Here is a 21,299-nt window from a genome sequence, read left to right as displayed (position 1 = left end):
GAGCGCGGTGCGCCCGGCTAAAAGGGATGAATGGATTAAAGGATGAGGATTCTGCGGACGGCCCGCGCACGGAGCTCAATGCCCTCGTGGTTGAGGTCCTGGTAGCCATCACTGAAGTCCTGAGACCATGCGGTGCCGGGCGAGTACTGCGTACTAGCCCAGTACCAGCAGCAATCAAATGCCTCAGCGTTCTCGTCCTGGAATGCGCTGACTGCGGTCTGTGCCGGGGACTGCTCGGTATAAAGGAATCCAGCCGGGATGCTGCTGGCGTTGTCGCCATCGCGGAATGAGCAGTAGTTTTCTTGACCGGTAGGCTTCAGGTTGCGGTAGCAGATTTCCAGCTCATCTCGACTGGGGATATACCAGTCCGCGTGGCCGCCGATGTTCAAGGCGAGCGCCCATTTGGCGAGTTCGCTGCCAGCTTCTGCCATGGCGCTGGTATTGGCCATGCCGTCAAAGCAACTGCGGGCTGCTTTGATATCTTTGCTGCGCGGGCCCCATGCCATGTCGGTTTCGCCTGGCGCTTTCGGGGAGACGATCAGCGCGAATTCATTCGAGCCAATACGAATGCGTCCGGCAAAGAAGCCGCCTTCAAAGGCTTCGCCAATGGCGGGAGTTTCCAGTACTGCGGGAACTGCTGGTTTCGGTGCGTTCATCTTTGCTTCTCCTTGAAAAAATAAATGGTGCTTCAAACTTCGCCGCCGTCGCTCTCCACCAGGTCTGCGGGGTAGCGGCTATCGCAGCAATCGGGGCAGCCGCAGGTTTCTTTCGGCTGGCGCATGGTTTCGCACTCGCCGGCTGGCGGCGTGGTGCGCGGTATCAGGTGGTGGTCCGCATAGTTTTGGTAAGTCATAGAACGTGCACCCAAGTGGTGTAATTCAGAATCTTGTGGATGGTGGTCTGGTGGACTTGGTAGCGCATGGCCAGCTGGCGCTGGCTATGGGTGCCCGCGTCGGCCCGTATCTGCCGGACCATATCGGCATCAAGCTTGCTTTGCGGCAGGTCGGTGCCGTGTTTGCAGAATTCCCGGTTTCGCGCCAGATACTCGTCGCGTGGCAAGCCGTGCTTGCGGCGGATGCGGGTCGCCATCACGCCACCGTCAACCGCGCCGGCAGCAGCACAAGGGTGTCTGCCAGCATGTAAAGGCTATTCAGCGAACCATTGTTTTTGATGGTGAAGTCGATGCAGCCGTCCGGCAGTAGCAACTCCGTGCTGTGATCCTGCTGGGTCAGGCCGGGTCGGGTGATCAGGACCACATGGCCGCCGAGCGCGTGGACCATGTCTGCTTCAGCAGTCGGCGTCGGGGCTGTGGCGGCATAGCGCACGCCGGAAATGACGATGTTGCGCCGGCCCTGTTCCATCCATTCACTGGCGGTGGTTTGGGTGACCTTGATGAAGTAATCCCATCCGGCTGTAGCGCGCTTGTAATCGCCCCAGCGTTGTTGAATCCAGCGCGGTGAGCGCTTGCTGGCCAAGTCGGCATGCGGTAACCCGGTATCCAGCAGGTAGGTGACAAAGTCGTGATCGCGGCATTCCAGCAGCGTGAGCATCCGGGTCGGGTTGTCTTTGTGGTCCTGGTTTTCCAGCAATGACTTACCGAAGGTGGTCAGGCCATAGGCCTCCACTACCTCCCTTCTGATGGTGTCCGCAAAGCCAATTTTCACAAACCCGTGGTGGGAGACAAGGCGGTCGGCAACCGTATCCTTGCCGGACTTCAGTTGGCCAGTCAGGCCGATCAGTAATGGGCTCATGCTGCCCCCCGTTGTTCAGAAATAATCAGGTTCACCAGTTGCGCCACATCGGCTATTTCAAACTTGGCGATGGGTGCCGGGATGGTGACGTATATGCGGTTTTGTTCAGTAAAGGCGCGAAGCAGGGCGGCCAGAATCCGGGCCTCATACTCCGCATCGTGCAGGGCGTGGTGCTTGATCTTGCCCTCTGGCCATTCCGGCATTTCCACATGCAGGCCCAGCTGATTGGCGAGGTTCTTGGTGCTGCGCAGGCAGCAGTTGCGCCAGTAGGGCCAGCGCAGTCCGTGCTGCTTGAATGCGTGTTGCAGGACGGCGTTGTCAAAGTCGCTGCCATTGCCCCAGATGGGGTAAGGGTTCAGCTGTAGCCAGGCATTGAGGGAGTTAAGCGCAAGAGATATTGGAATCGCATCGTAGTCATTGCAAAAAGCTTCGCTAAGGGCGGCATCTGACTGCTTTACCCACCAGTCAGCAGTATCTTGGCTGGTAGATCTGCCAGCTTGATTGTGCCGAGGGTGATCCCAGAGAAGAGGGCGATACCAGCTGCCCAGCGTGATGCATTCGGTTTCAGTGATTTCCACCGCCACCAGGCCAGCGGTCAGGATGACGGCAGATGGCTGGGTATCCAGCGTTTCAAGGTCGACGATGATGTGTCGAGTCGGTTTCATGGTGCTTCCTTGTGGTTGCTTCCCGAAGCCGCCGCATTGCAGCGGCTTGAGGAAGCCGGCCGGGTGGCCGGAGGAGTGGTTACACGGTGCCGAAGTAGATCGGGCAGTCGGTGATTTCGGCTTTCAGCTGATCGATGGCGGCTTTGGTGGCCGCTTCCAGCACCTGGTCAGGGCGATGCAGATCGAACCAGATCGTCAGGGCGCCAGATTCGCGGTTGATGCGGAAACGGAGGAAGGCTTCGATGAAATAGCCCTGGCCGCCGGCGTACGGCACCACGCCGATACCAAAGCGCTCGAACATTTGCAGCTTGCCCTTGGTCTGGTCGCTGCCTTCCTCGACGTACTCGAACTGCACCTGGCCGTTTTGCACCTTGGTGCCGCTGCGATAGCGCACGGTGCTGGTCATTTCCAGATTGGTGATGAATTCCAGTACGTCGGCGGCGTTGGGATATTGGCGGGTCGGGTCGGCGGGGTTCGTCGAGGCAATGTTGCTGATGTTGTCGGTCAGGAAAGTTGCCAGTTTGGTCTGGTCGCCTTTTTGGCCGTTCATGCCGGTCCAGTTTTTCCACTCGACAGTGGTCTGCGGGTCGAAGCGTGCAATATGGTCTGCAAAGCCGGCGCCGGTGGCCGAGTCGCCGTTGATGATGGCTTTGAACTTCACGCGGTTCGCCGCATAGTCGGCATCGACAATGATTTGCGTGCCAGCCTGCTTGTGCAGATTCACATAGCTGATAAAGCTATCGGCTTGGTGAATATTGGTGGTGCCTTGCTTGCGCAGGGGCGTTTCGCGCAGCTTGGATTGTTCTTCAGCTTTCCAGCTGCCGTCGCCGGCCGGCAGCAGCAGGAAAGGGGTGCCGTTGATGAATTGAACAAAGGGCTTCTGGGCGGCAGCCAGCGCGGCTTGTACGTTGCATTGCTCGGTCATGGTCTACTTTCAGTCGGGAAGGTTGATGGATCAGTTGCCGCCAGCAGCCTTGAGGGCTGTCGGGGTAGTGGGTACTGCGGCCAGCGGCTGAGTGTTTTCCGACTTGGGGGCGGCTTCCAGCTTCAGCTCGGTCTGGCGTGGGTCCTGGCGTTGCAGGGAGCCGGACGGCAAAGCAAACATCAGGGTGCCGGCCTTCTTCTCGCGTGGGATGGTGACTTTGATGTCGTCGGTAATGGTCACCACGGCGTCACCCTTACTGGCCGGGTCGACATTCAGCTTGAGGGTAAGATTCCCTTTCTTGCCGGTAGCCAATACCGCATTCACTACCTGTGCCAGTTGCTCGGTAAGTTCTTCCACCATCTCGCCGGCGCGGATGTCGCGAAGTTGATCAGTTGCTGCGCGCATGTCGTTCTCCAGTGCTGTTGAATAAATTGATCAGGCCGATGCCAGGCAGTGGTCTACCGCTTCGCGCAAGGCGAAGGTGACGCTGCGGCCGTTCGGGTGTTTGGCAAAAGTGGGTGCGGCCATGTTGATGACCTTGTCGGCGCGGCCGCGGCCACGGCCCTGCGTTTCACTGCCGGCCACCACAATCTTGATCAGCGGTTTGCCCAGGCCCGGCGCAGGCTTGAGGCCATACTTGTTGGCGGTGTAATCGCTGACGCCAGTCACTTCGGCGCGGACGCCGTGGTGCTGCTCGGCGATCTGCATAGCCACTTTCGCGGCCCGCAGCTTGTGTTCCGGCTTGTCACCGGTAATCAGGATGGTTTTCATGGCGTGGGCTTTCACAGGTGGCCCCACTTGAGGCCGTTGCTGATGGCTTCGGCCAAGACCAGCGCGGCAAGCCATGCAAAGCCCCAGCCAATGCCAAGGAAAAAGTGTTTGGTGGCCAGGCGGCCTTCTTCGCTGAGCTTCATTTCAGGGCGCTTAGCTTGGTGACGGTAGGAGTCAGGCTGATGGCCATGGTGAGGTCCTTAAAGTCCCACCATTCGTCCGCAATGCTGAAAGTCTGGCCATCCTCAAGGTCTACCGAGCTTGGGCAATTGGCTTGCGTCAGCTGCTGCAGCTGAAACTGAAGTGATGCGCGAAATGCTTCGCGCCGGTCGCGCACTTGCGCTTCCATCATTTGCAAATCAGCCAACTCAGCAGCGGTGCTGCGGACCATTTCTTGCAGGGTGCTCATTACGGTTCCTCTCGCTCGATTTTGCGGTTTTCAATCTCGCGGCGGGCGGCTGCTCGGAGACGATCTTTTTCCGTTAACTTGATGCAGGGACGATCACTAATCGATCTGTCACCGCCTTGGTAAATCTTGAACTCCGCCGGGCGGTGCCGATGGGGCGGGTTATTTGCATCAAGCTTTTTTTCAAGTGAAATCTGTAATCTCTCGGCTAGCCATGCTTCAACCAAATGACTTGGCCACCCGACGGAAGCGCCTCCCAATGAAATTGAAGGGACAAACTTTCCCTCATTTCCAAGCTTGTAAATGGTGGTTTTAGACAGCCCCGTCAAAAGACAAACCTCCCGCAGCCGCAGTACTCGAGAGCCAGTAGGCCATGCCGGTGGGCATGATTTCTGTCCGGAAGTCATAGCAGTGCCTCCCGCTCAATACGGCGGTTTTCAATCTCACGGCGGGCGGCCAGGCGGCGGCGTTCTTCTGCTGTCGGCTGGATGCGCAGGCTGTGGCCGGTGATTTCGTTGCTGCGCTGACAGGCGCGGCGTTCGAGGTAATCGCGTTGTGGGCTGAAAGTGCGCATGTCAGCCCCGCTTGATGACGGCGTAGACGGCACGGCCGTTGTGGAAAGACGGACTCTTGATGGCGTAGCCGGCAGCGCGCAGTTCGCGTGCGGTCTGGTCGGTCAGGCTGGAATCAAGAAGGGAAAAAGCGGCCGGGGTGGCCTTGTGCTGCTGAACGGGGCGAAGTGCGGTCATGGCGCAAATCCCTGTCGGCTGTTGAACATGGCTCAACTATAGCCAATGGATTTGAAATGTAAAAGCCATGTGCTATGATCAATTCAATTCCTGTGGCAATAAAGCCACAAATTCCAATTGCCAATGTGGCAATAGCAGTTTGCGGACACGACATCCATGATTCAGGCCATGAGCCATCACCCATTACCATTCGCTACTCGTCTGGCCCGCCTGATGAGCGGATATCGAAACGGAATCGGAATTTCCGATCGGGCGCTTGCGCGTGCAATCGGCGTCAGCAAGCAAACTGTTTCGAACTGGTTGAGGGGTGGAGTGGTGCCGCAGCGCCAGCATTTTCAGGCCCTGGCCGGTTTTTTCGGGGTTTCGGAGTGGTGGCTTGAGCATGGAGAAGTCCTGCTCGATACAGAGTGGCCGGTGCGAGTGCGCGGCGTGGCGGAAAGGTTGAGCTCTCTATCTCCGAATCGATTGGAGATTCTTGAAAAACTACTTGAGGATTGGTCCGGAAAGTAAAAAGCCCGCAAATGCGGGCTCTTTTTTTGAAGATGCGGGCGGTGGCGCCCTAAACTTCCATTTCCATTCGCTTCACGACGCCGACGATCTGGGTGCCTGGCGTGAACTCAAGTAGGCTGTACCTGGGATTGAGCGGCTTCAAGTAGCATTGTCCGCCATCGACAACCAGCTGCTTGAATGTAGCGCTGTTTTCACCTGGTCGTTTCGCCACCACAAATTTCCCATGGAGCGCATCTTCTTCAGGTTCGACGATGATGATGCATCCTTCGGGGAACCGCGGTTCCATGCTGTCGCCTTGAACGCGAAGAGCGAATGTTCCGGCTTTGGAGTGATACGTGGTGGCAATCCACTCTTCCGCATCACCTGGTACAAAATTATCAACAATTTCCATCCAAACACCTGCTTGTACCCAAGAGATTAAAGGAACTCTACCACGTATCTCGGGTCCGGGCATGACGTTGGACTGTCCATTGTCATTCTGTGCGATATCCATGATTTTGCGTCCAAGAGTAGGACTGAAGTCAGAGATGGCGCAGCCTAGCCCCCGAGCAAAGCGGGTAGCCTGATCTAGATTTAAGGCGCGGCGACCATTTAGCAGGTTGCCAACGGTGGCTTGCCTGCCTAGTCCAAATGTCTCGCCAAATAACTCCTGGGACTTGCCCCAGCGCCTTAAAAATAGGTCCTTCAGCCGTGCGGCATCTTCAATTTGCCACGCTTCCAGTGGCTTTCTCTTTTCTGCATTCATGTCGCGCATGATAAGTCATCCCTGACTAACTTCTTAGAATTAATCGGCCAAAATTTCCAACGGCTATAAAGTTCTTGCAAACTATAAAAGCCTTTGGCTATTATTGGCGACATGATTCTGACCGTGCGCCTAGCCCATCCGTTACTGCGTTCATCGCGTAGGTGTGTACCAGGCGCTTTACTGATTCCCCCGCAACGCTCAACTACCCCGTAAGCGATGCGTTTAGCTGATTTGCATAAATCAGCGTTTTTTATATGTGCCGTCAGCATAGAGCATGCAGGCGGGTTTGAGTACCTACAAAACGATTGAAAATCGTAGGAGGACCGTAGGATGAGCATTCTTGAAGCGGCCCGGCGTGATGCCGAGCAATGGGTGGGGACGCAAGAGTCCCTGAGTAAAGACGTGTGCGGCAGCGCGAATGGGCTGCGCCACAAACTGTCCGGCTTCAAGGGTGCCAAGCTGAGCGTAGAGGATGCCTTGTCCCTCATGCTGCTGACCCGCGGTCGCCACACCATCACAGAAATGTGCCGGGAGCTGGGCGGCGTGTTCGTCGAACTGCCTCCGCCGGAAGAGCCGGTGGAAAACACTGACCTACTGGCCGAATCCCAGGCTATCACCGTGCGCATGGCCGAGTTGTTTGACTCGGTCAATACCGCCATCACCAAGCACAACGAAATCGATACCGGTTACCGCCTGCATATTCAGGACCGTGGCCAGGCGCTGACCGAGCAGGTGGTGAAGTATCTGACGCTGCTGATGCAGATCTACGGTACCGAGCAGCCTGCCGCCCCGGTAAGGGAAGTGCAGAAAGCCAAGGCTGGCTGATGCAATACCGCCTGCCTTTCTCCCTTCATCGGTTGAAAGTGCAGGCGTGGCGCATACGCATGCTGCCGGCTGATCAGCGGCGGCAGGCAGGCAAGGACCTGCTGCAATCGATCAAGCATTACCTGGATAGAAAAGAGCATGGCTCAGACGTATCGAGACCCGACTTTTGAGGAAGTCGCCCGCCGTGAGGCGCAGGCCCAGCGCCAAGCCAGCATGGCCGAAGCGCAGGCTGAGCGTGATGCCGAATGGCGCGCCAGCAAGGAATACCGCCGCATGCGGCGTCAGCGGATACGCCGACTTACCCTGCGGGCCATGAATGGCCGCTGAGTGGGTGCCGACCGCAGGATTGGCCGGGCAGGTGTTTGATGGGCCGTGTTGTTACATCGATAGCTGGGATATGGCGTTTCAGCAGCAGCTGCGGCTGATTGCCACAGCGCCTGGTGTAAGCGATAGACGCCAGCTGCTGGCGGAAATCGAAAGGGACGGTGGGCCAGCGGCCCGCCGACGAATGGAATCCGCCCTGAAGCGGATCTGGAAGAAAGGCAAATAATGCTTCGCCCGCAACCCATCTTGACCGTTCGCCGTGGTCGGGACTATGCTTCACCCGTTGCGTTCAATAGCGCGACCGGGATTGGCGTCCTGACACTACAAGGCGAACAGCCGCCTCGCGGCTATTTTTGTTCGCAGCGCATGCGCGCGTCCATGGTTTCTATGGCGGGCCGTGCGGGGGTCTCTTCGGAGACGCCGGGTCCTTGTAGCCGGTACGCCAACTCCGCATCGGTCTGCCACCCTCGATTGGCGTCGGTTGTGGCAGGTCTTTCCTCGATCTACAAGGAGCCTTGCCATGGCTAATCAGATTGTTCCTCAAGCTGCGTCCGCAGCGCCTATCCGTACTTTTATTGCCAATATCGGCGGTGATGCCGTCCTGGCATGCGATGCCCGTGAGCTGCATGCGTTTCTTGGTGCCAAGACGCGTTTCAACGATTGGATTGCTGATCGCATTCAGCAGGGGGAATTCGTTGAAAATCAAGACTTTGTCAATTTTACTGAAAATTCAGTAAAAATCGGGCGCGGCCGGCCTGCTGTGAATTATGCGCTTTCTATCGACATGGCCAAGCACCTGGGCATGATGGAGCGTAACGAGCAGGGCAAGGCCATTCGCGCCTACTTCATCCGCATGGAGCGTGAGGCCATGCGCCGCGCCATGGCGCCGGTGGATGGGCATGCTGCCCCCATGTCAGCTGCTACCCGCACTGAGCTGGCCAGCGAGTTCACCCGCCTGCTGGACTGCGCCAAAAATATGGCGGTTCCTGACCTGGAACTGTCCTTCCACATCCGCTATGTGCAGCGCTTTGAGGTTGACCACTGGCATGAGCTGAGCGAGGCGCAGGCACGGCTGGTGCTGGCGGAAATCCGCGTGGGCTTTCTGGCTGATATCGCCAGCGACCTGCTGCAGCATGCCTACGACCGCTGCCTGATGAAGCGCTTTGAAGGCCTGTACCCGGCGGTGCACAGCGGCATTCGCCCGGACGGCATCCCTTGCGGCGATTACGTGATCCGCGTGACGCGCGACAAAGTGCTGATCAACTACGGACAGGATTTCTGATCATGACGACCGCAAAGCTGAAACCTTCTGCCACGACGCGCTTGCTGCTGGAGCAGTATGCGCCACGTCCAGTGCGTCAGCCGTGGCATCGCCGCTGGCTGCTTAGATTGCTTCGTCGCTGAGTAGCATGTCCACGGTGGTGGTGAGCCAGGTTTCCAGATGGTGCAGGGCTTCATCTGGCAGGGCTGACTCACCATTCATCGTCGCCAGCGTGCGGCGCGCTTCTTCTTGCAGATGATTGGCAATTTCCACGCGCCGGCCGCTATTGGCCACAACGGATAGCAGCAGCATCTGTACCCCCATCAGGTTGCCAGTGAGCTGGTTGATGCGGGATTCGTGTTCAAGCATGTCCATGACGGTGTTTCCGGTCGGTGAAATGCCGCCAGTGTAATGTATTTGGTATTGGGAGACTAAGGTGGGTGCAAGTCTTGAGGGTGTTTGGGCGCAGTTTGTCGATCACGACATGCCGCAGATCGATATGCACCAGCTGCGGGCGGACGGCAAGAAATACACCTATGGGCCGAAGAAAAAAGCCTGGTACCGGTTGTATGAGTATATTTCCGCCAAAACAGGAAAGTCCTATTTCAGCGGCGTGTTTGGCTACAAGGCCGACAACTGGAAGGTGGAGTCTGACGGCTCCTATCAGCAGATATCGCCAGAGGAGCGCGAGGCTGCTGCCCGTGAGTGGAAGCGCAAGGATGATGCACGCTTGGCCAGGGAGGCGCGTGCGGCAGAGTTTGCTGCCAATCGTGCCAAGCAGCAGTGGAAGGATGCATCGCGCGAGGGTGTGTCGGCGTATCTGGAGCGCAAGAAGGTGGCCCGTGCAGAGGCTGTGCGCTTTATGGCGGATGGCAACATCATCATCCCGTTGCTGCGCTACGACACATCCACCATGGTGGGCAGCCAGAAGATAGCACCTGACGGTAGCAAGCTGTTTAACAAGGGCATGGCCAAGGTAGGGGCGGCGTGTCGGCTGGGTGATGAGCCGATGGATGGCGAGCTGATTCTGCTGGCTGAGGGCTATGCCACGGCTGCCAGCGTGCGGGAGGGCGTGGCGTATCAGCATCCGGTCTACATGGCGCTGGATGCCGGCAACCTGGTGGCAGTGGCCAAGATACTGCGTGCCAAGTACCCGGCCAGCCCGCTGGTGATTGCGGCGGATGATGATTACCGTACTGGTGGCGCGGGCAAGGCCAAGGCTGAGGCCGCTTGCCGTGAGGCTGGCAATGCGCGCTATGTGCTGCCGGCATTCACCATTGCCCGGCATCAGACCGAGGGCGATGAGTTGCCTGAGGCGACTGACTTCAACGACCTGCATGTGCATGAGGGTATCGATGTGGTGGTGGCGCAGTGGCAGGCGGCGCTCTCTCCCGCACCCTCTCATGACTTGTCGAGCGAGGCCGCTGCAGAACCAGCGCCTGACACGGATGCCGGGGGTGCGGGGGGTGAGGCATCGTCGGCCATTGCGCGCCTGCTATACAAGCAGTACGCCCTGGTGGAGGGTAAAACCCGTGTGATCGACAAGGCCAGCGGCAGCGAATACACCATGGCGGCGCTGAAGGCGCGCTTTGGCAAAGAGCCGGTGGATGGCTGGCTGGCGCGGCCTGACAAGCTGCTGGTGACGCAGGCTGAGGTATCGGCGGCCAAGCGGGCGCGGGATGAGCAGGCGCGGCGCACTGATCCGGCGATGGTGCCGTACATGCAGCGCTATGTGTATCTGGATGGCTCGACATCAGTCTGGGACAGCAAGCTGCGCGAGGTGATACCGGCTGCTGCGGCCAAGCTGGCCATGGGCGGCTCTTACGATTACTGGGTGGATTCGCCTGAGCGGCGCGTGGTGCCGCTGGCAAATGTGCGCTTTGCGCCGGGCGTTGATCTGCCTGAGGACGGGTATATCAACTTGTGGTCTGGCATGGAGATGCAGCCTGACTGGCCAATGCCTGCCCACCAGCTGCCGCGCGATATCTGGGCGCTGATTGCGCTGTTCCCCAAGTGCCACCATATCCTGCGGCTGGCCTTGCATCTTTGTGATGGCCGCATGGAGGTGCTGGAATGGTTGCTCAACTGGATTGCCTATCCCTTGCAGCATGTAGGAGCCAAGATGGATACGGCCATCCTGATGCACGGCAGTGTGCACGGTACCGGTAAATCGATGTTCTGGGAAAAGGTGGTGAAGCCGCTGTATGGCCGCTATGCCATTACGCTGGGCCAGTCCGAGCTGGAAAGCCAGTACACCGGCAGCCGTTCGGCCAAGCTGTTTTTGCTGTTTGAGGAGGTAATCAGCAGCAAGCAGCGCTACAGCCAGACGGGCAAGCTGAAGCATATGATTACCGGCCTGACGCAGGTGATCGAAAAGAAATTCATGAATGCCTGGGAGGAGAGCAATCACGCGCAGTGCGTGTTTCTGTCGAATGCCATCCAGCCGCTGCACATTGAGGCTTACGACCGGCGCTTCCTGGTGATCTGGCCGCTGGAGACGGCGGCGGACGATATCTATATCGATGTGGACCGCGAGGTGAGTGAGGGTGGCCTGGAAGCTTTCTATGCCTTCCTGCAGGCGCTCCCGCTGACGCTGACTGTGCAGCAATGCCCGGAGGCCGAGCGTACCGGTGACCAGTGCACCCCTGATTGCCCTGCATGCGCCGGGCTTGGCCATGTGCAGCGATCAGAAGCTGTGAAGTTCGACCGCCACACCAAGCCGCTGATGACCAATGAAAAGGCGCGGGTGATCCGCTACGGCCTGTCTGGCTGGGAACTGTTCTTGCATCAGTGGGTGCATGAGGAGCTGGGCGAGTTGCCTTTTGTCAGCTGCTCCACGCGCGATCTGTACCGGGTGTACCGCTGGTGGTGCAATGATACGGGCGACCATGCGCCGATCAGTGAGAACAAGTTCAGCATCAATGTCAGCTGCAGCGTGCCTGGTAAGCTGAGCAAGCGGAACAAGGCGCGTTGGCGCTTTGGCTCGCACGGCACGATGAAGCAGGGGCAGGTATTCAAGGTGGGAATGGAGCCGGATGGGCTTGCCGAAATGGACTATCTGGGCGACCATATCAGCAAATTTCGCCAGGGTGCCAAGCAGTTGGGTATCGACCTGGCTGGAGAGGTATCAATGTGAAGGGTGTGACGCCGATGTGAAGGGTGTGTGAAGGGCTGAAACCCAATAGGGGCGGCCTTTTGTGAAGGGTGTGAAAGGTTTTGCAGGCTCCGCGTGTGTGCGCGGGGCCTTTTTTATTTCCCCTTTACCCCATCATCTTGGTGATGTCAGAAAAATTTCTCTCATGCGTATGCGGGAAAACATATTCACATCCTTCACATCCTTCACAAAAGCTTATCCCTATTAGGTTTCAGGGCTTCACATTGCGATCACATTTTAGCGTGGGTATTCACATTCTGATTTAATCGGTGATTCCCGATAAATATTTGAATCTATTGGGGCAAAGAGTAAAATATCAGGACAAAATAAGCCTGGCATGACTGGGCTAAGGGGCCTCCTCGGGGTTTCACGGAGGCGAAAACGTGATCAAGCAGATAGATGATCTTTTGTGGCAGTGGGCGGCATGGGTGGACCGGCGCGAAAACAACGGGCTGGGCTACAAAATGTCGTCATTGAATGGCCAGATGGCAGCGGCAGCTACGCTGCATCCTGAGGCAAGGCCGGCCGGGCTGGATGGCCGGGTGGAAGAGTTGATGTCGCTGGTGGACTTGCTGTTGTGCCGCAAGGTAAGGCCGGACAGCAAGGCTGTCATCGACCGCTACTACCGCAGTCAGGTGGGTGGCGTGCTGGCAGTAGCCACCATGCAGCGGCGTCGGTCGGATTCGCATACCGCCCAGTATGCAAGCGAGGCCGGTGTCAATCGCTCTACCATTCAGCGCTGGGTACACAATGCCCAGGCTGAGCTGCAAATGGCGCTGGAATCATGCCGCACGGGCATCCGGCAGGTGGGTGTGTTTGGTGTTGTGGCTGACCTGGAGAAAAATATTCAGGCGGCGAACGATTAAACCGCTTGACAGGCCGTGCGGCACTTAAGTACATTTCAGCTACGCTCGCAGCAGTTGCGTTCAAAAACCCAAGTCAAACGGCTTGGGTTTTTTCATTTACAGATCGCCTCCGTTCTGGTTTCGACCAGGGCGCGCCACCTTGACCGGTGGCACCCATGTCACCCCGTGCATCGCATGGGGCTTTGTTTTGCCTGCTTGCCAGGCCTGCCGCATAGCTAGCGGCCACCATTCAGCCCTGCCATTGAGCGGGGCTTTGTTGTTTCTGGGGGTTCTCATGAACAAGCCGAGTCCTTTTGCCCGTGCTATTGCATTTATGCAGGCGCTGGCTGCTATTTCCGCCATGCCGATTGCCCAGCAAATGCTGGCGCGCGCCCACCTGGGCACGTATGAGTCGAATGGCCATGGTCGTGACCGCTTTACTGGCCGGTTCAATAACCATCGCCGCACTCGCCACCAAGGCCCGGCGTGGAAAACGCAATGGGCTGAAAGCGGCTGCGGCGCGCGCGAAGTTGCACGGCGACAGCGCCAGATTGCCCAAGGCATGCTGCAAGTCAGTCCGGTTTGATGGCATGAGCGGTTGGCCATCGTGCCGTAGAACCTACGGGTAATCCGCGCGTGTCACAAGGAGTGGCCATGATTGCGATCAGCGTCAAAACGAATGTGAAGGACATCACCAAACGGTTGAACTTCATCGCACGAAAGCAAGTGCCGTTCGCGACTGCCCAGGCGCTGACCGTCATGGCCAAGCAGGTGCAGGCCGCTGAGTCGGATAACCTGGTGAAGAAGTTGAAGCACCCTTCACCGTTTACCCGCAACGCTGTTGGTATGAGAGCTGCCAGAAAGACCAATCTGGAATCTCAGGTCTTTATCAAAGACCGGACGGCAAAGTACCTGAATCCATTTGAGGCTGGGGGTGAGCATGTGTTGCCTGGCCGCGCATTGCTGAACCCGAAAAACGTCAAGCTGAATGCATATGGCCAGTTGCCGCGAAAGCTGCTTGCGCGGCTGAAGGCGCGGCCAGATGTTTTCATAGGCGAGGTTCGTTTCAAAGATGGTCGTGTCATCAATGGCGTTTGGCAACGGCCGCCTACAGGTGAGCGCCAGCGTGGCCGGAATGGCAGCAAAGGCAACACCTGGAACAAGGTGGATGGCAAGCGAACTGGTGGTTTGAAACTGCTGATCCGATTTGGCGATGCCTTGCCTGTCAAAACCCGTCTCGAATACCACGCCCTGGCCCGCAGCATTGTGGACAGGGATTTCAAGAAAGTGTTTGCCGAGCAGCTGCTGAAGGCGCTGGCGTCGGCGAAGTGAGGGATGCATGAGCAAGCTTTTCACGCGTATCTGCGCGAACTATGAAGGCGACGGCGACATTGAGGCATGGTCGGCTGAGATCTGGGATGGTGAGCGCCTGCTTGCTTCGGCTTGCCATCTGGCGTCGAGCGCAGCTGCCCGCACTGCTGCTGAGTACCTGCTGTTGGGATTGGTCAGCAGCTTTGATGGCTTGGCCCGCGCCACGTCAGCAGAGGTTACGGTGGCTTTGATGGATCTGCGCAAGGCATGTGGTGCTGCAATAGATGCTGTGCCTGCCGATGTGCTGGCGGGTGCGTTCTCCGATGCCGTGCGTGGCATCGAGGTCGACCGGATCGGCCGCCTGCGCCTGGCGATGGAGGCGGTAAGGCATTGATATTGTCCTTGGGTCCTTCCTCGGGGGGTAGGTCCCACGGGCATTGCGCGCCGCGATCGTTTTCTAGTCACGGGATTTCTCTAGGGGGGTTATATGGTGCATGGTCTTGCCCGTCCCGGCACTCAGGCCGAGTTCGGCGCTTTGGTCGGCATCAGCCAGCCAGCGGTTAGCGATCTGCTGGCCCGCGGCATCATCGCCCCTGGTGGAAACCTGATTGACTGGCTGCAGGCCTACTGCGCGCATCTGCGCGAGCAAGCTGCTGGCCGTGCAGCTGATGGCGGCGCTTCGCTGGTTCAGGAGCGCGCCCGCCTGGCCAAGGAACAAGCCGACAAGGTGGCCATGCTGAACGAGCGCATGCGCCGCGAGCTGGCCCCGGTCTGGATTCTGGAAATCATTCTGGCCAGCATGGGACGGCAGGTTGCCGGTGTGCTGGAGGCCATCCCCATCAAGATCAAGCGCCAGTCGGATGACATTCCGACTTCGGTGCTTGAGTTCATCACCCGCGAAATCACAACAGCCCGAAACCTGGCCGCGTCGGTGGAGTTCGACTGGAGCGTACTGGAGAATGGACAAGAGCGAGATTCAGAAGGCCATCAGGCGGGGTCTGGCCCCGATGGGGGCTCCTGATCCGCTGACGCTAGCAGAGTGGGCGGCCAAGCATTTCTACCTGTCGGCCGAATCGTCCTATGTCGAGCAGGCGTGGGAGGCCTATCCGTTTCAGGTGGCGGTAATGAACGCCATCAGCAACGACGACATCAGAGAAGTGGACTGGCTCAAGTCTGCCCGGGTGGGATACACCAAGATCATCCTGGCCGCGATGCTGTATCACGCGGAACATAAGAGGCGCAATCAGGCTATCTGGCAGCCGACAGACGATGACTCTGACGAGTTCGTCAAGGTCGAGCTGGAGCCGGCCCTGCGAGACGTAACCGTCATGCGGGATGTATTCCCTCAGTATCTGGCCCGGCACAAAACCAACACCCTGCGGCAAAAGAAGTTTGTCGACTCCCTGTTGCATACCAAGGGCGGCAAGGCTGCCAAAAACTACCGTCGCATCTCAATCGACACCGGCTATCTGGATGAGGCTGACGCCTTCGACCGGGACGTGGAGAAAGAAGGCGACCCGTTTACACTGGCCAAAAAGCGCACCGAGGGTGCCACCTTCCCCAAGATGGTGGTGGGCAGCACCCCCAAGCTGAAAGGGTTCTCGCTGATCGAGGACCGCGCTGAGCTGGCGGATGAGTTTTTCCGGGCACATATCCGCTGCCCGCATTGCAATGAGTGGATCACCCTGACATGGGGTGGCCGTGGCGAGCCGCATGGTTTCAAGTGGGTCAACAATGACCCCGACACCGCCGCGCACCTGTGTCCGGAGTGTGCTGGGCTGTTTACCCAGGCCGATTACCTGACGGTATGGAAAACAACGCGCTGGATCAGCGCCAGCGGCATCTGGACCGATGACGGGCTGAGGTTCTTCAACCGCGCTGATGAGCTCGTCCCGGCTCCGGGCCATGTTGCTTTCCACATCTGGACTGCATACAGCCCGCAGGCCAGCTGGGCCGATATCGTCCGCGAGTTTCTGGCTGCTGCTGAAAAAGCCAAAGCGGGTGATATGTCGAAGATGAAAACCTTCGTCAACACCACGCGCGGCGAGGTCTGGGAAGAGGATGTCGAAAAGACAGACTCTGATGCACTGGAAGCCCGCGCCGAAGCATATCCGCTTCGGCAGGTGCCCATGGGCGGCCTAGTGCTGGTAGCCGGCGTCGACGTCCAGGCCGACCGGTTTGAGGTAGTGGTTTGGGCAGTCGGCCGTGGCGAGGAAACCTGGGCAGTTGACTACGTTCAGCTGCGTGCCAATCCGGCAGACGAATCGGAATGGGACAAGCTGGATGATTACCTACTGACGGCATTCCCGCATGCTGCCGGTGGCATGTTGCAGATCGAAGCATCCGCTATCGACACCGGTGGCCACTATACCCACCAAGCCTACAACTTCTGTCGTCAGCGTGTGCGCCGCAAAGTGTTTGCGGTGAAGGGTGACTCCCAGCAGGGTAAGCCGGTCAAGGGCCGATCTTCAACGCAGGACGTCAACTGGCGCGGCAAGGTCATCAAGCGCGGTGTGAAACTTTGGCTGGTCGGTACTGACACTGCGAAGGACTTGCTGCATGGCCGATTGCAGATCGCTCACCCCGGCGCAGGGTACATCCATTTCAGCAAGGAATTGCCTTCCACCTTCTACCAGCAGCTGACAGCCGAGCACCGCATTCTGGCCAAAACGCAATCTGGCGATCAGTACCGCTGGGTGAAGCCGTCCGGCCGGCGCAATGAAGTCCTGGACTGCACAGTCTATGCGATGTTCTGCGCGCAGCAGTTGGACTTGAACAAGTTTACTGAACGCATGTGGCAGCGGCTGGAAGAAGCCGTGCAGCCCGCGACGGGCGATATGTTCTCAGCGCCGTTGCCGCCGCCCGCTGCGGTGGTGAAGCCGGAAGCGAAACCGATTGTCGCAACCAAACCAACAACAACGCCCAAGCTGGCCAGCCGGCTGGCATAAGGATTCTCATGACACCTCCCAGTTTGCTCCAGGGCATGACAACTGCCCAACTGCAACAGGCACTGGTCGATGCACAGGCCGCGCTGGTGCAGCTGCAAATGGGCAGCAAGGGCGAGTCGTTCGCGTATGCCCAGGGTGATGGTTCAAAGTCCGTCACATACACGCGCACCAGTCTGCCGCAGCTGACCATGCTGATCCGTCAATTGCAGCAGGCGCTGGGGATGATCCCGCAGGCTCGCCGGCCAATCAGAGTCAGGTTTTGAACATGGAAAACCCCGTACAAATTCTGGGGCCGGATGGCCGGCCACTGCCGCCAGCCCGTAGGCCGGGGATGCTGATTGGCGGAAATGGGTCTCCCTATGACGCTGCCGATAATATCGGCAGTCACATGGCGGACTGGAATCCGATGATTCTGGGGCCGGATGTCGAGCTGAACATGTACCGGGACCGCATCGTGTCCCGTGTGCGCGATCTGGTTCGGAACGATGGCTGGGCATCCGGCGGTGTTACCCGGATTCTCGACAATGCCATCGGTGCCAATTTCCGGCCAGTTTGCAAACCCGATTACCGTGCATTGGCCGATATGACCGGCAACGATGAATTCAATGCAGAATGGGCTGATCAATTTGGCCGTGCAGTAGAGGCCCGCTGGCGTACTTGGGCGAATGACCCCGGCCGGTGGTGTGATCTGCATCGGAATCTGACCGTGGCCCAGATGATGCGTCTGGCCTTCCGCCACAAGCTGGTGGATGGCGATGCGCTGGCCATTTTGCACTGGAAGCCTGGCAACATCAGTCTTGGCCGTGCGCGCTATGCCACGACAGTGCAAATTGTTGACCCTGACCGCCTGAGCAACCCGCAGCAGCATACCGACTTGCGCTATATGCGCGGTGGCGTCGAGATCAATGAAGACGGTGCGGCAGTGGCCTACTGGATTCGCAAGGCCCACCAGGGGGATTGGTTTGTCGCTGACAAATCGATGACATGGGAACGGGTGCTGCGTGAAACAGCATGGTGCCGGCCAATCGTGGTTCACGACTTTGATGCCGACCGTGCCAGCCAAAATCGTGGTGGCGCTGGCGTGCTGGCTCCTGTCGTGCAGCGGTTGAAGATGCTGGTGAAGTATGACAGCACCGAGCTGGATGCCGCGATTATCAATGCCGTGTTCGGGGCCTACATCGAAAGCCCGTTTGATAGCGAGTTTGTCGAACAGGCTCTGGGCGGGGGCGATGAGCTGAATGCGTACCAGGCTGGCCGTAACGAATTCCATGGTGATCGTCGGCTGTCGCTAGCCGGTGCGCGGATTCCCACGCTGTTCCCTGGCGAAAAAATCACAGCGATTTCAGCTGCCCGGCCGGCTAGCAACTTCGGCGACTTCGAGCGTGCAGTGCTACGCAATGCGGCAGCAGGCATGGGCATCTCCGCCCAGCAGCTGTCGCAGGACTGGTCGGATGTGAACTATTCCAGCGCGCGCGCCAGCTTGCTGGAGGCGTGGAAAACACTGACGGTTCGTCGCACCAATTTTTCCATTGGCTTTGCCCAGCCCATTTTTTCAGCGTTCCTCGAAGAGGTCTTTGAGGATGCCGATTTGCCCCTGCCGCCTGGTGCGCCTGATTTCATCGAAGCCCGCGCTGCATATAGCCGCTGCACATGGATGGGTCCCGGTCGTGGCTGGGTTGACCCGGTCGCTGAAAAGCAGGGCGCTGTACTGGGTATGGATGCCGGCCTGTCGACGCTGGAAGCTGAAGCGGCGGAAAACGTGGGAGAGGACTGGGAAGAAATCCTGGACCAGCGGCAGCGCGAAATCGCAGCCTTCAAGCAGCGCGGCCTGACGCCGCCGTCTTGGGCGGGCATGCAAACTGCGCAGGAAGTGATCAAGAAACCGGAGGCAGTATGAAGTTTGCCCACCTGGCGCAGCGGTTATTCAACGTGCCGCTTGCCATTCACCCAGCCAAGGCTGAAGTGATTATGGCCTCTTTGGCTGAGCGCTTAGGGGTCACCCATATCGCCCATGCCGGGCCGGCAGAGGCCGGCGCATGGGATGACGATGACGACTACTACAATCGGCAGGGTGATAACCCGCGCGCCGGTTACGACCTGCTTGGCTCTGCCGCTGTTATACCGATCCGCGGCACGCTGGTGCAACGTCTCGGGACGCTTCGGCCTTACTCCGGCATGACGGGGTATGACGGCATTCGGCAAAACTTCCTGATGGCGATGTCCGACCCGAAGGTCGAAGCCATCGTGCTGGATATCGATAGCCCGGGCGGGGAAGTGTCGGGCTGCTTTGACCTGGTCGATGCCATTTACAACGCCCGCGGCGAAAAGCCTATCTGGGCAATCCTGAATGAATCCGCCTATTCAGCTGCCTATGCTATTGCCAGCGCGGCTGACCAGATCACCGTGCCGCGAACTGGTGGCACGGGTTCCATCGGTGTCATCTGGATGCACATGGACTGGAGCAAGGCGCTGGCCGAAGGCGGGTTCAAAGTCACTTTCATCACCCATGGTGAATGCAAGGCTGATGGCCACCCTGAAATCCCCCTCAGCAAAGAGGCGCGTGAGCGCTTTCAGGCTGACATCGATGCGATGGGTGATTTGTTTGTCCGGACTGTCGCGCGCAATCGTGGCCTTTCGGAAAAAGTGGTACGAGGCACACAGGCGCGTACCTATCTCGGGGCAGAAGGCATCAGCCTTGGCCTCGCGGACCGTGTTGCGGCGCCAGATGCCGCATTTTTGGCCTTGCTCCAGCAGCTGGCCGCCAATTAGAAGGAAACCATCATGGCAAAAGGACTTGCTGCCAACTTCGCTCATCTGCTTGGCCTTGGCGCTAAGCGTGCCGCAGGCGATGAAGAGAGCAAGCGCGCACGCCGTGCCGAAGATTCCGATCAGGACGAAGAAGACAAGGACAAGGATTCTGCCCGCCGGGCAGAAAACGAAGACCCGGACGATGATCGTGATGAAGATATGGAAGAGGATGATGAATCCGAACCCAAGTCCAAGGGCAAAAAGGCTAAAGGCTCGCGCGCTGAAGATGATGACGATGATGCTGACGCCGAAGAGGATGACGATGAAAAGGAAAAGGCAGCCCGTCGCGCCGAACGTGCACGTTGCGCAGCCATTTTCCGCTGCACTGAGGCGGCCACGCGGCCCGACATGGCCGCACACCTCGCTTTCAACACCGGTATGAGCGCTGCCAAGGCCATCGACATGCTGAAAGTGGCTGCTGCAGGTGGTGCGCCGCGTGGTCGTAGCCTGGCCAGCCGTATGGTTGAGGTGCCGAATGCGAAAGTCGGTGCTGAGGGTGGCCGCGCACTGAGCCCGGATAGCCCGGAAGCCCAGGCAGCTGCGATCGCCGCCGCGGTCAACAAGGTCCGTCAATAACAGGAGCCTGATACATGGCACTTTCTGTCACTTCCGTGGGTGATAACACCCAGGCGCCGAGCATTTCGGCTGTCACTTATATCCCGGATCAGCTGATCGCGGGCAACCTCAAACTGGTCACTGACAATGTCAACCTGGCATTGGGCACCCTGCTGCGCGGTACCGTGCTGGGGCAACGTCAACTGGGCACGCCCGCAGCCGTTGCCGGCAAGCCGGCCGGTGGCGCAAACACCGGTAACGGCACCATCACTCCTCCTGCGCTGGGTACTGGCGCCAAGGCAGGCGCCTATGTGCTGACCTTTACGGCCGCCACTACCTTTTCCCTGACTGCGCCGGATGGCACGCAGCTGGCCAGCGGTGCTGTGGGTACTGCGTACGCTGGTCAACTGGGCTTTACCGTTTCTGCGGGTGGCACCGCTTTTGTTGCGGGCGATGGTTACACCATTACCGTGCCGGCCGGCGATCTGGCCTATGTGCAGTCGGTCGCCACCGCCAAGGATGGTAGCCAGCTTCCGGTTGCCGTCCTGGCCGATAACGCCGATGCCTCCGGCGGCGTGGTTGTCGCTCCGGTGTATCTGCAGGGCGAGTTCAACGGTAATGCGCTGATCTACGATGCCAGCTGGACGCTGGCCGCGCTGAAACTGGCAATGCGTCCGCTGGAAATCTACATCAAGTCGTCTGTCAGCGCGTCCGACCCGTCGTAATCCCTGGCGGCAATATCCCAT

The 21,299-nt window shown here is 58.7% G+C and carries 31 protein-coding genes; 16 read left to right on the top strand and 15 right to left on the bottom strand.

Going from position 1 to position 21,299, the window contains the following annotated elements; genetic code table 11:
* Window positions 1-35: 35 nt before the first annotated feature.
* The 13 genes from DFR38_RS05375 to DFR38_RS21190 all read right to left on the bottom strand — a co-directional run bounded on the left by DFR38_RS05375 (window position 36) and on the right by DFR38_RS21190 (window position 5,267).
* A complete protein-coding gene (locus DFR38_RS05375) occupies window positions 36-656 on the bottom strand; it encodes an Lcl domain-containing protein (RefSeq protein ID WP_059284659.1) in 621 nt (206 codons plus the stop codon).
* A gap of 32 nt (window positions 657-688) precedes the next feature.
* Entirely contained in the window at window positions 689-853 is a 165-nt protein-coding gene (locus DFR38_RS21195) for a hypothetical protein (RefSeq protein WP_158527692.1), read from the bottom strand.
* Entirely contained in the window at window positions 850-1,089 is a 240-nt protein-coding gene (locus DFR38_RS05370) for a hypothetical protein (RefSeq protein ID WP_059284658.1), read from the bottom strand. The genes DFR38_RS21195 and DFR38_RS05370 overlap by 4 nt, the downstream gene beginning before the upstream one ends.
* Window positions 1,089-1,751 (bottom strand): nucleoside/nucleotide kinase family protein, encoded by a 663-nt coding sequence (locus tag DFR38_RS05365; protein ID WP_059284657.1) that lies wholly within the window; start codon window positions 1,749-1,751, stop codon window positions 1,089-1,091. The genes DFR38_RS05370 and DFR38_RS05365 overlap by 1 nt, the downstream gene beginning before the upstream one ends.
* The gene (locus DFR38_RS05360) at window positions 1,748-2,416 is read right to left on the bottom strand and encodes a 3'-5' exonuclease (RefSeq protein WP_059284656.1); all 669 of its coding nucleotides are present in this window, start codon (window positions 2,414-2,416) and stop codon (window positions 1,748-1,750) included. The genes DFR38_RS05365 and DFR38_RS05360 overlap by 4 nt, the downstream gene beginning before the upstream one ends.
* Before the next feature lie 79 nt (window positions 2,417-2,495).
* Window positions 2,496-3,341, bottom strand: coding sequence for a DUF2303 family protein (locus tag DFR38_RS05355; RefSeq protein ID WP_059284655.1), 846 nt, complete (start codon window positions 3,339-3,341; stop codon window positions 2,496-2,498).
* 30 nt (window positions 3,342-3,371) lie between these two features.
* Window positions 3,372-3,746: a hypothetical protein gene (locus tag DFR38_RS05350; RefSeq protein WP_059284654.1), complete on the bottom strand. Its 375-nt coding sequence runs from the start codon at window positions 3,744-3,746 to the stop codon at window positions 3,372-3,374.
* Between the two features lie 30 nt (window positions 3,747-3,776).
* Window positions 3,777-4,112, bottom strand: coding sequence for a hypothetical protein (locus DFR38_RS05345; RefSeq protein ID WP_110313110.1), 336 nt, complete (start codon window positions 4,110-4,112; stop codon window positions 3,777-3,779).
* A gap of 11 nt (window positions 4,113-4,123) precedes the next feature.
* Window positions 4,124-4,255: a hypothetical protein gene (locus tag DFR38_RS21675; protein WP_275576101.1), complete on the bottom strand. Its 132-nt coding sequence runs from the start codon at window positions 4,253-4,255 to the stop codon at window positions 4,124-4,126.
* Complete coding sequence (locus tag DFR38_RS05340; RefSeq protein WP_059284652.1) at window positions 4,252-4,521, bottom strand: hypothetical protein; 270 nt, start codon at window positions 4,519-4,521, stop codon at window positions 4,252-4,254. The genes DFR38_RS21675 and DFR38_RS05340 overlap by 4 nt, the downstream gene beginning before the upstream one ends.
* The gene (locus DFR38_RS21835; protein WP_082693262.1) at window positions 4,521-4,925 is read right to left on the bottom strand and encodes a helix-turn-helix transcriptional regulator; all 405 of its coding nucleotides are present in this window, start codon (window positions 4,923-4,925) and stop codon (window positions 4,521-4,523) included. The genes DFR38_RS05340 and DFR38_RS21835 overlap by 1 nt, the downstream gene beginning before the upstream one ends.
* Window positions 4,922-5,092 (bottom strand): hypothetical protein, encoded by a 171-nt coding sequence (locus DFR38_RS21355; RefSeq protein WP_170124153.1) that lies wholly within the window; start codon window positions 5,090-5,092, stop codon window positions 4,922-4,924. Before DFR38_RS21355 ends, DFR38_RS21835 begins: the two co-directional genes overlap by 4 nt.
* 1 nt (window position 5,093) lies before the next feature.
* Complete coding sequence (locus DFR38_RS21190; protein ID WP_158527691.1) at window positions 5,094-5,267, bottom strand: hypothetical protein; 174 nt, start codon at window positions 5,265-5,267, stop codon at window positions 5,094-5,096.
* A gap of 156 nt (window positions 5,268-5,423) precedes the next feature.
* Here DFR38_RS21190 and DFR38_RS05330 point away from each other — a divergent pair, with 156 nt between their 5' ends.
* On the top strand, window positions 5,424-5,777 hold the full coding sequence (locus DFR38_RS05330; RefSeq protein WP_082693261.1) for a helix-turn-helix domain-containing protein: 354 nt from the start codon (window positions 5,424-5,426) through the stop codon (window positions 5,775-5,777).
* A 49-nt stretch (window positions 5,778-5,826) separates the two neighbouring features.
* Here the strand turns inward: DFR38_RS05330 and DFR38_RS05325 are convergent, their stop codons facing one another.
* Complete coding sequence (locus DFR38_RS05325) at window positions 5,827-6,531, bottom strand: LexA family protein (RefSeq protein WP_082693260.1); 705 nt, start codon at window positions 6,529-6,531, stop codon at window positions 5,827-5,829.
* Window positions 6,532-6,852: 321 nt separating this feature from the next.
* On the opposite strand from DFR38_RS05325, the gene DFR38_RS05320 reads away from it, so the two are divergent.
* From DFR38_RS05320 to DFR38_RS21500, 3 genes are all read left to right on the top strand, one after another.
* Entirely contained in the window at window positions 6,853-7,347 is a 495-nt protein-coding gene (locus tag DFR38_RS05320; RefSeq protein ID WP_059284649.1) for a phage regulatory CII family protein, read from the top strand.
* Between the two features lie 138 nt (window positions 7,348-7,485).
* On the top strand, window positions 7,486-7,674 hold the full coding sequence (locus DFR38_RS05315) for a hypothetical protein (RefSeq protein ID WP_059284648.1): 189 nt from the start codon (window positions 7,486-7,488) through the stop codon (window positions 7,672-7,674).
* 517 nt (window positions 7,675-8,191) lie between these two features.
* Window positions 8,192-8,953, top strand: coding sequence for an antA/AntB antirepressor family protein (locus DFR38_RS21500; RefSeq protein WP_110313109.1), 762 nt, complete (start codon window positions 8,192-8,194; stop codon window positions 8,951-8,953).
* A gap of 102 nt (window positions 8,954-9,055) precedes the next feature.
* Here DFR38_RS21500 and DFR38_RS05300 read toward each other — a convergent pair whose 3' ends face one another.
* Window positions 9,056-9,307, bottom strand: coding sequence for a hypothetical protein (locus tag DFR38_RS05300; protein WP_059284644.1), 252 nt, complete (start codon window positions 9,305-9,307; stop codon window positions 9,056-9,058).
* A 61-nt stretch (window positions 9,308-9,368) separates the two neighbouring features.
* Between DFR38_RS05300 and DFR38_RS05295 the strand changes: the two genes are divergently transcribed.
* From DFR38_RS05295 to DFR38_RS05240, 12 genes are all read left to right on the top strand, one after another.
* A complete protein-coding gene (locus tag DFR38_RS05295; RefSeq protein ID WP_146215920.1) occupies window positions 9,369-12,068 on the top strand; it encodes a DUF5906 domain-containing protein in 2,700 nt (899 codons plus the stop codon).
* A gap of 401 nt (window positions 12,069-12,469) precedes the next feature.
* Window positions 12,470-12,952: a hypothetical protein gene (locus DFR38_RS05290; RefSeq protein ID WP_110313108.1), complete on the top strand. Its 483-nt coding sequence runs from the start codon at window positions 12,470-12,472 to the stop codon at window positions 12,950-12,952.
* A 139-nt stretch (window positions 12,953-13,091) separates the two neighbouring features.
* On the top strand, window positions 13,092-13,517 hold the full coding sequence (locus tag DFR38_RS05285; RefSeq protein WP_146215919.1) for a hypothetical protein: 426 nt from the start codon (window positions 13,092-13,094) through the stop codon (window positions 13,515-13,517).
* A gap of 68 nt (window positions 13,518-13,585) precedes the next feature.
* Complete coding sequence (locus DFR38_RS05280) at window positions 13,586-14,263, top strand: hypothetical protein (RefSeq protein ID WP_059284640.1); 678 nt, start codon at window positions 13,586-13,588, stop codon at window positions 14,261-14,263.
* Window positions 14,264-14,270: 7 nt separating this feature from the next.
* Window positions 14,271-14,636: a hypothetical protein gene (locus tag DFR38_RS05275; RefSeq protein WP_059284639.1), complete on the top strand. Its 366-nt coding sequence runs from the start codon at window positions 14,271-14,273 to the stop codon at window positions 14,634-14,636.
* A 93-nt stretch (window positions 14,637-14,729) separates the two neighbouring features.
* Complete coding sequence (locus DFR38_RS05270) at window positions 14,730-15,263, top strand: terminase small subunit (RefSeq protein ID WP_059284638.1); 534 nt, start codon at window positions 14,730-14,732, stop codon at window positions 15,261-15,263.
* Complete coding sequence (locus tag DFR38_RS05265) at window positions 15,202-17,190, top strand: phage terminase large subunit family protein (protein ID WP_059284637.1); 1,989 nt, start codon at window positions 15,202-15,204, stop codon at window positions 17,188-17,190. The genes DFR38_RS05270 and DFR38_RS05265 overlap by 62 nt, the downstream gene beginning before the upstream one ends.
* Window positions 17,191-17,198: 8 nt before the next feature.
* A complete protein-coding gene (gene gpW / locus DFR38_RS05260) occupies window positions 17,199-17,453 on the top strand; it encodes a gpW family head-tail joining protein (protein WP_059284636.1) in 255 nt (84 codons plus the stop codon).
* Between the two features lie 2 nt (window positions 17,454-17,455).
* Entirely contained in the window at window positions 17,456-19,087 is a 1,632-nt protein-coding gene (locus DFR38_RS05255) for a phage portal protein (RefSeq protein ID WP_244909887.1), read from the top strand.
* Window positions 19,084-19,959, top strand: a complete 876-nt coding sequence (locus DFR38_RS05250) for a S49 family peptidase (RefSeq protein ID WP_059284635.1) — start codon at window positions 19,084-19,086, stop codon at window positions 19,957-19,959. Before DFR38_RS05255 ends, DFR38_RS05250 begins: the two co-directional genes overlap by 4 nt.
* Before the next feature lie 12 nt (window positions 19,960-19,971).
* Entirely contained in the window at window positions 19,972-20,574 is a 603-nt protein-coding gene (locus tag DFR38_RS05245) for a hypothetical protein (protein ID WP_059284634.1), read from the top strand.
* A 14-nt stretch (window positions 20,575-20,588) separates the two neighbouring features.
* A complete protein-coding gene (locus DFR38_RS05240) occupies window positions 20,589-21,278 on the top strand; it encodes a head decoration protein (protein WP_110313106.1) in 690 nt (229 codons plus the stop codon).
* The last annotated feature ends 21 nt before the right edge of the window (window positions 21,279-21,299 follow it).

This window comes from Aquitalea magnusonii, from assembly GCF_003202035.1.
In the GTDB taxonomy this organism is placed as follows: Bacteria; Pseudomonadota; Gammaproteobacteria; order Burkholderiales; family Chromobacteriaceae; genus Aquitalea; species Aquitalea magnusonii.
The sequence above is the reverse complement of the archived record's forward strand: the minus strand, read 5'-3'. Positions and strand labels throughout refer to the sequence as shown.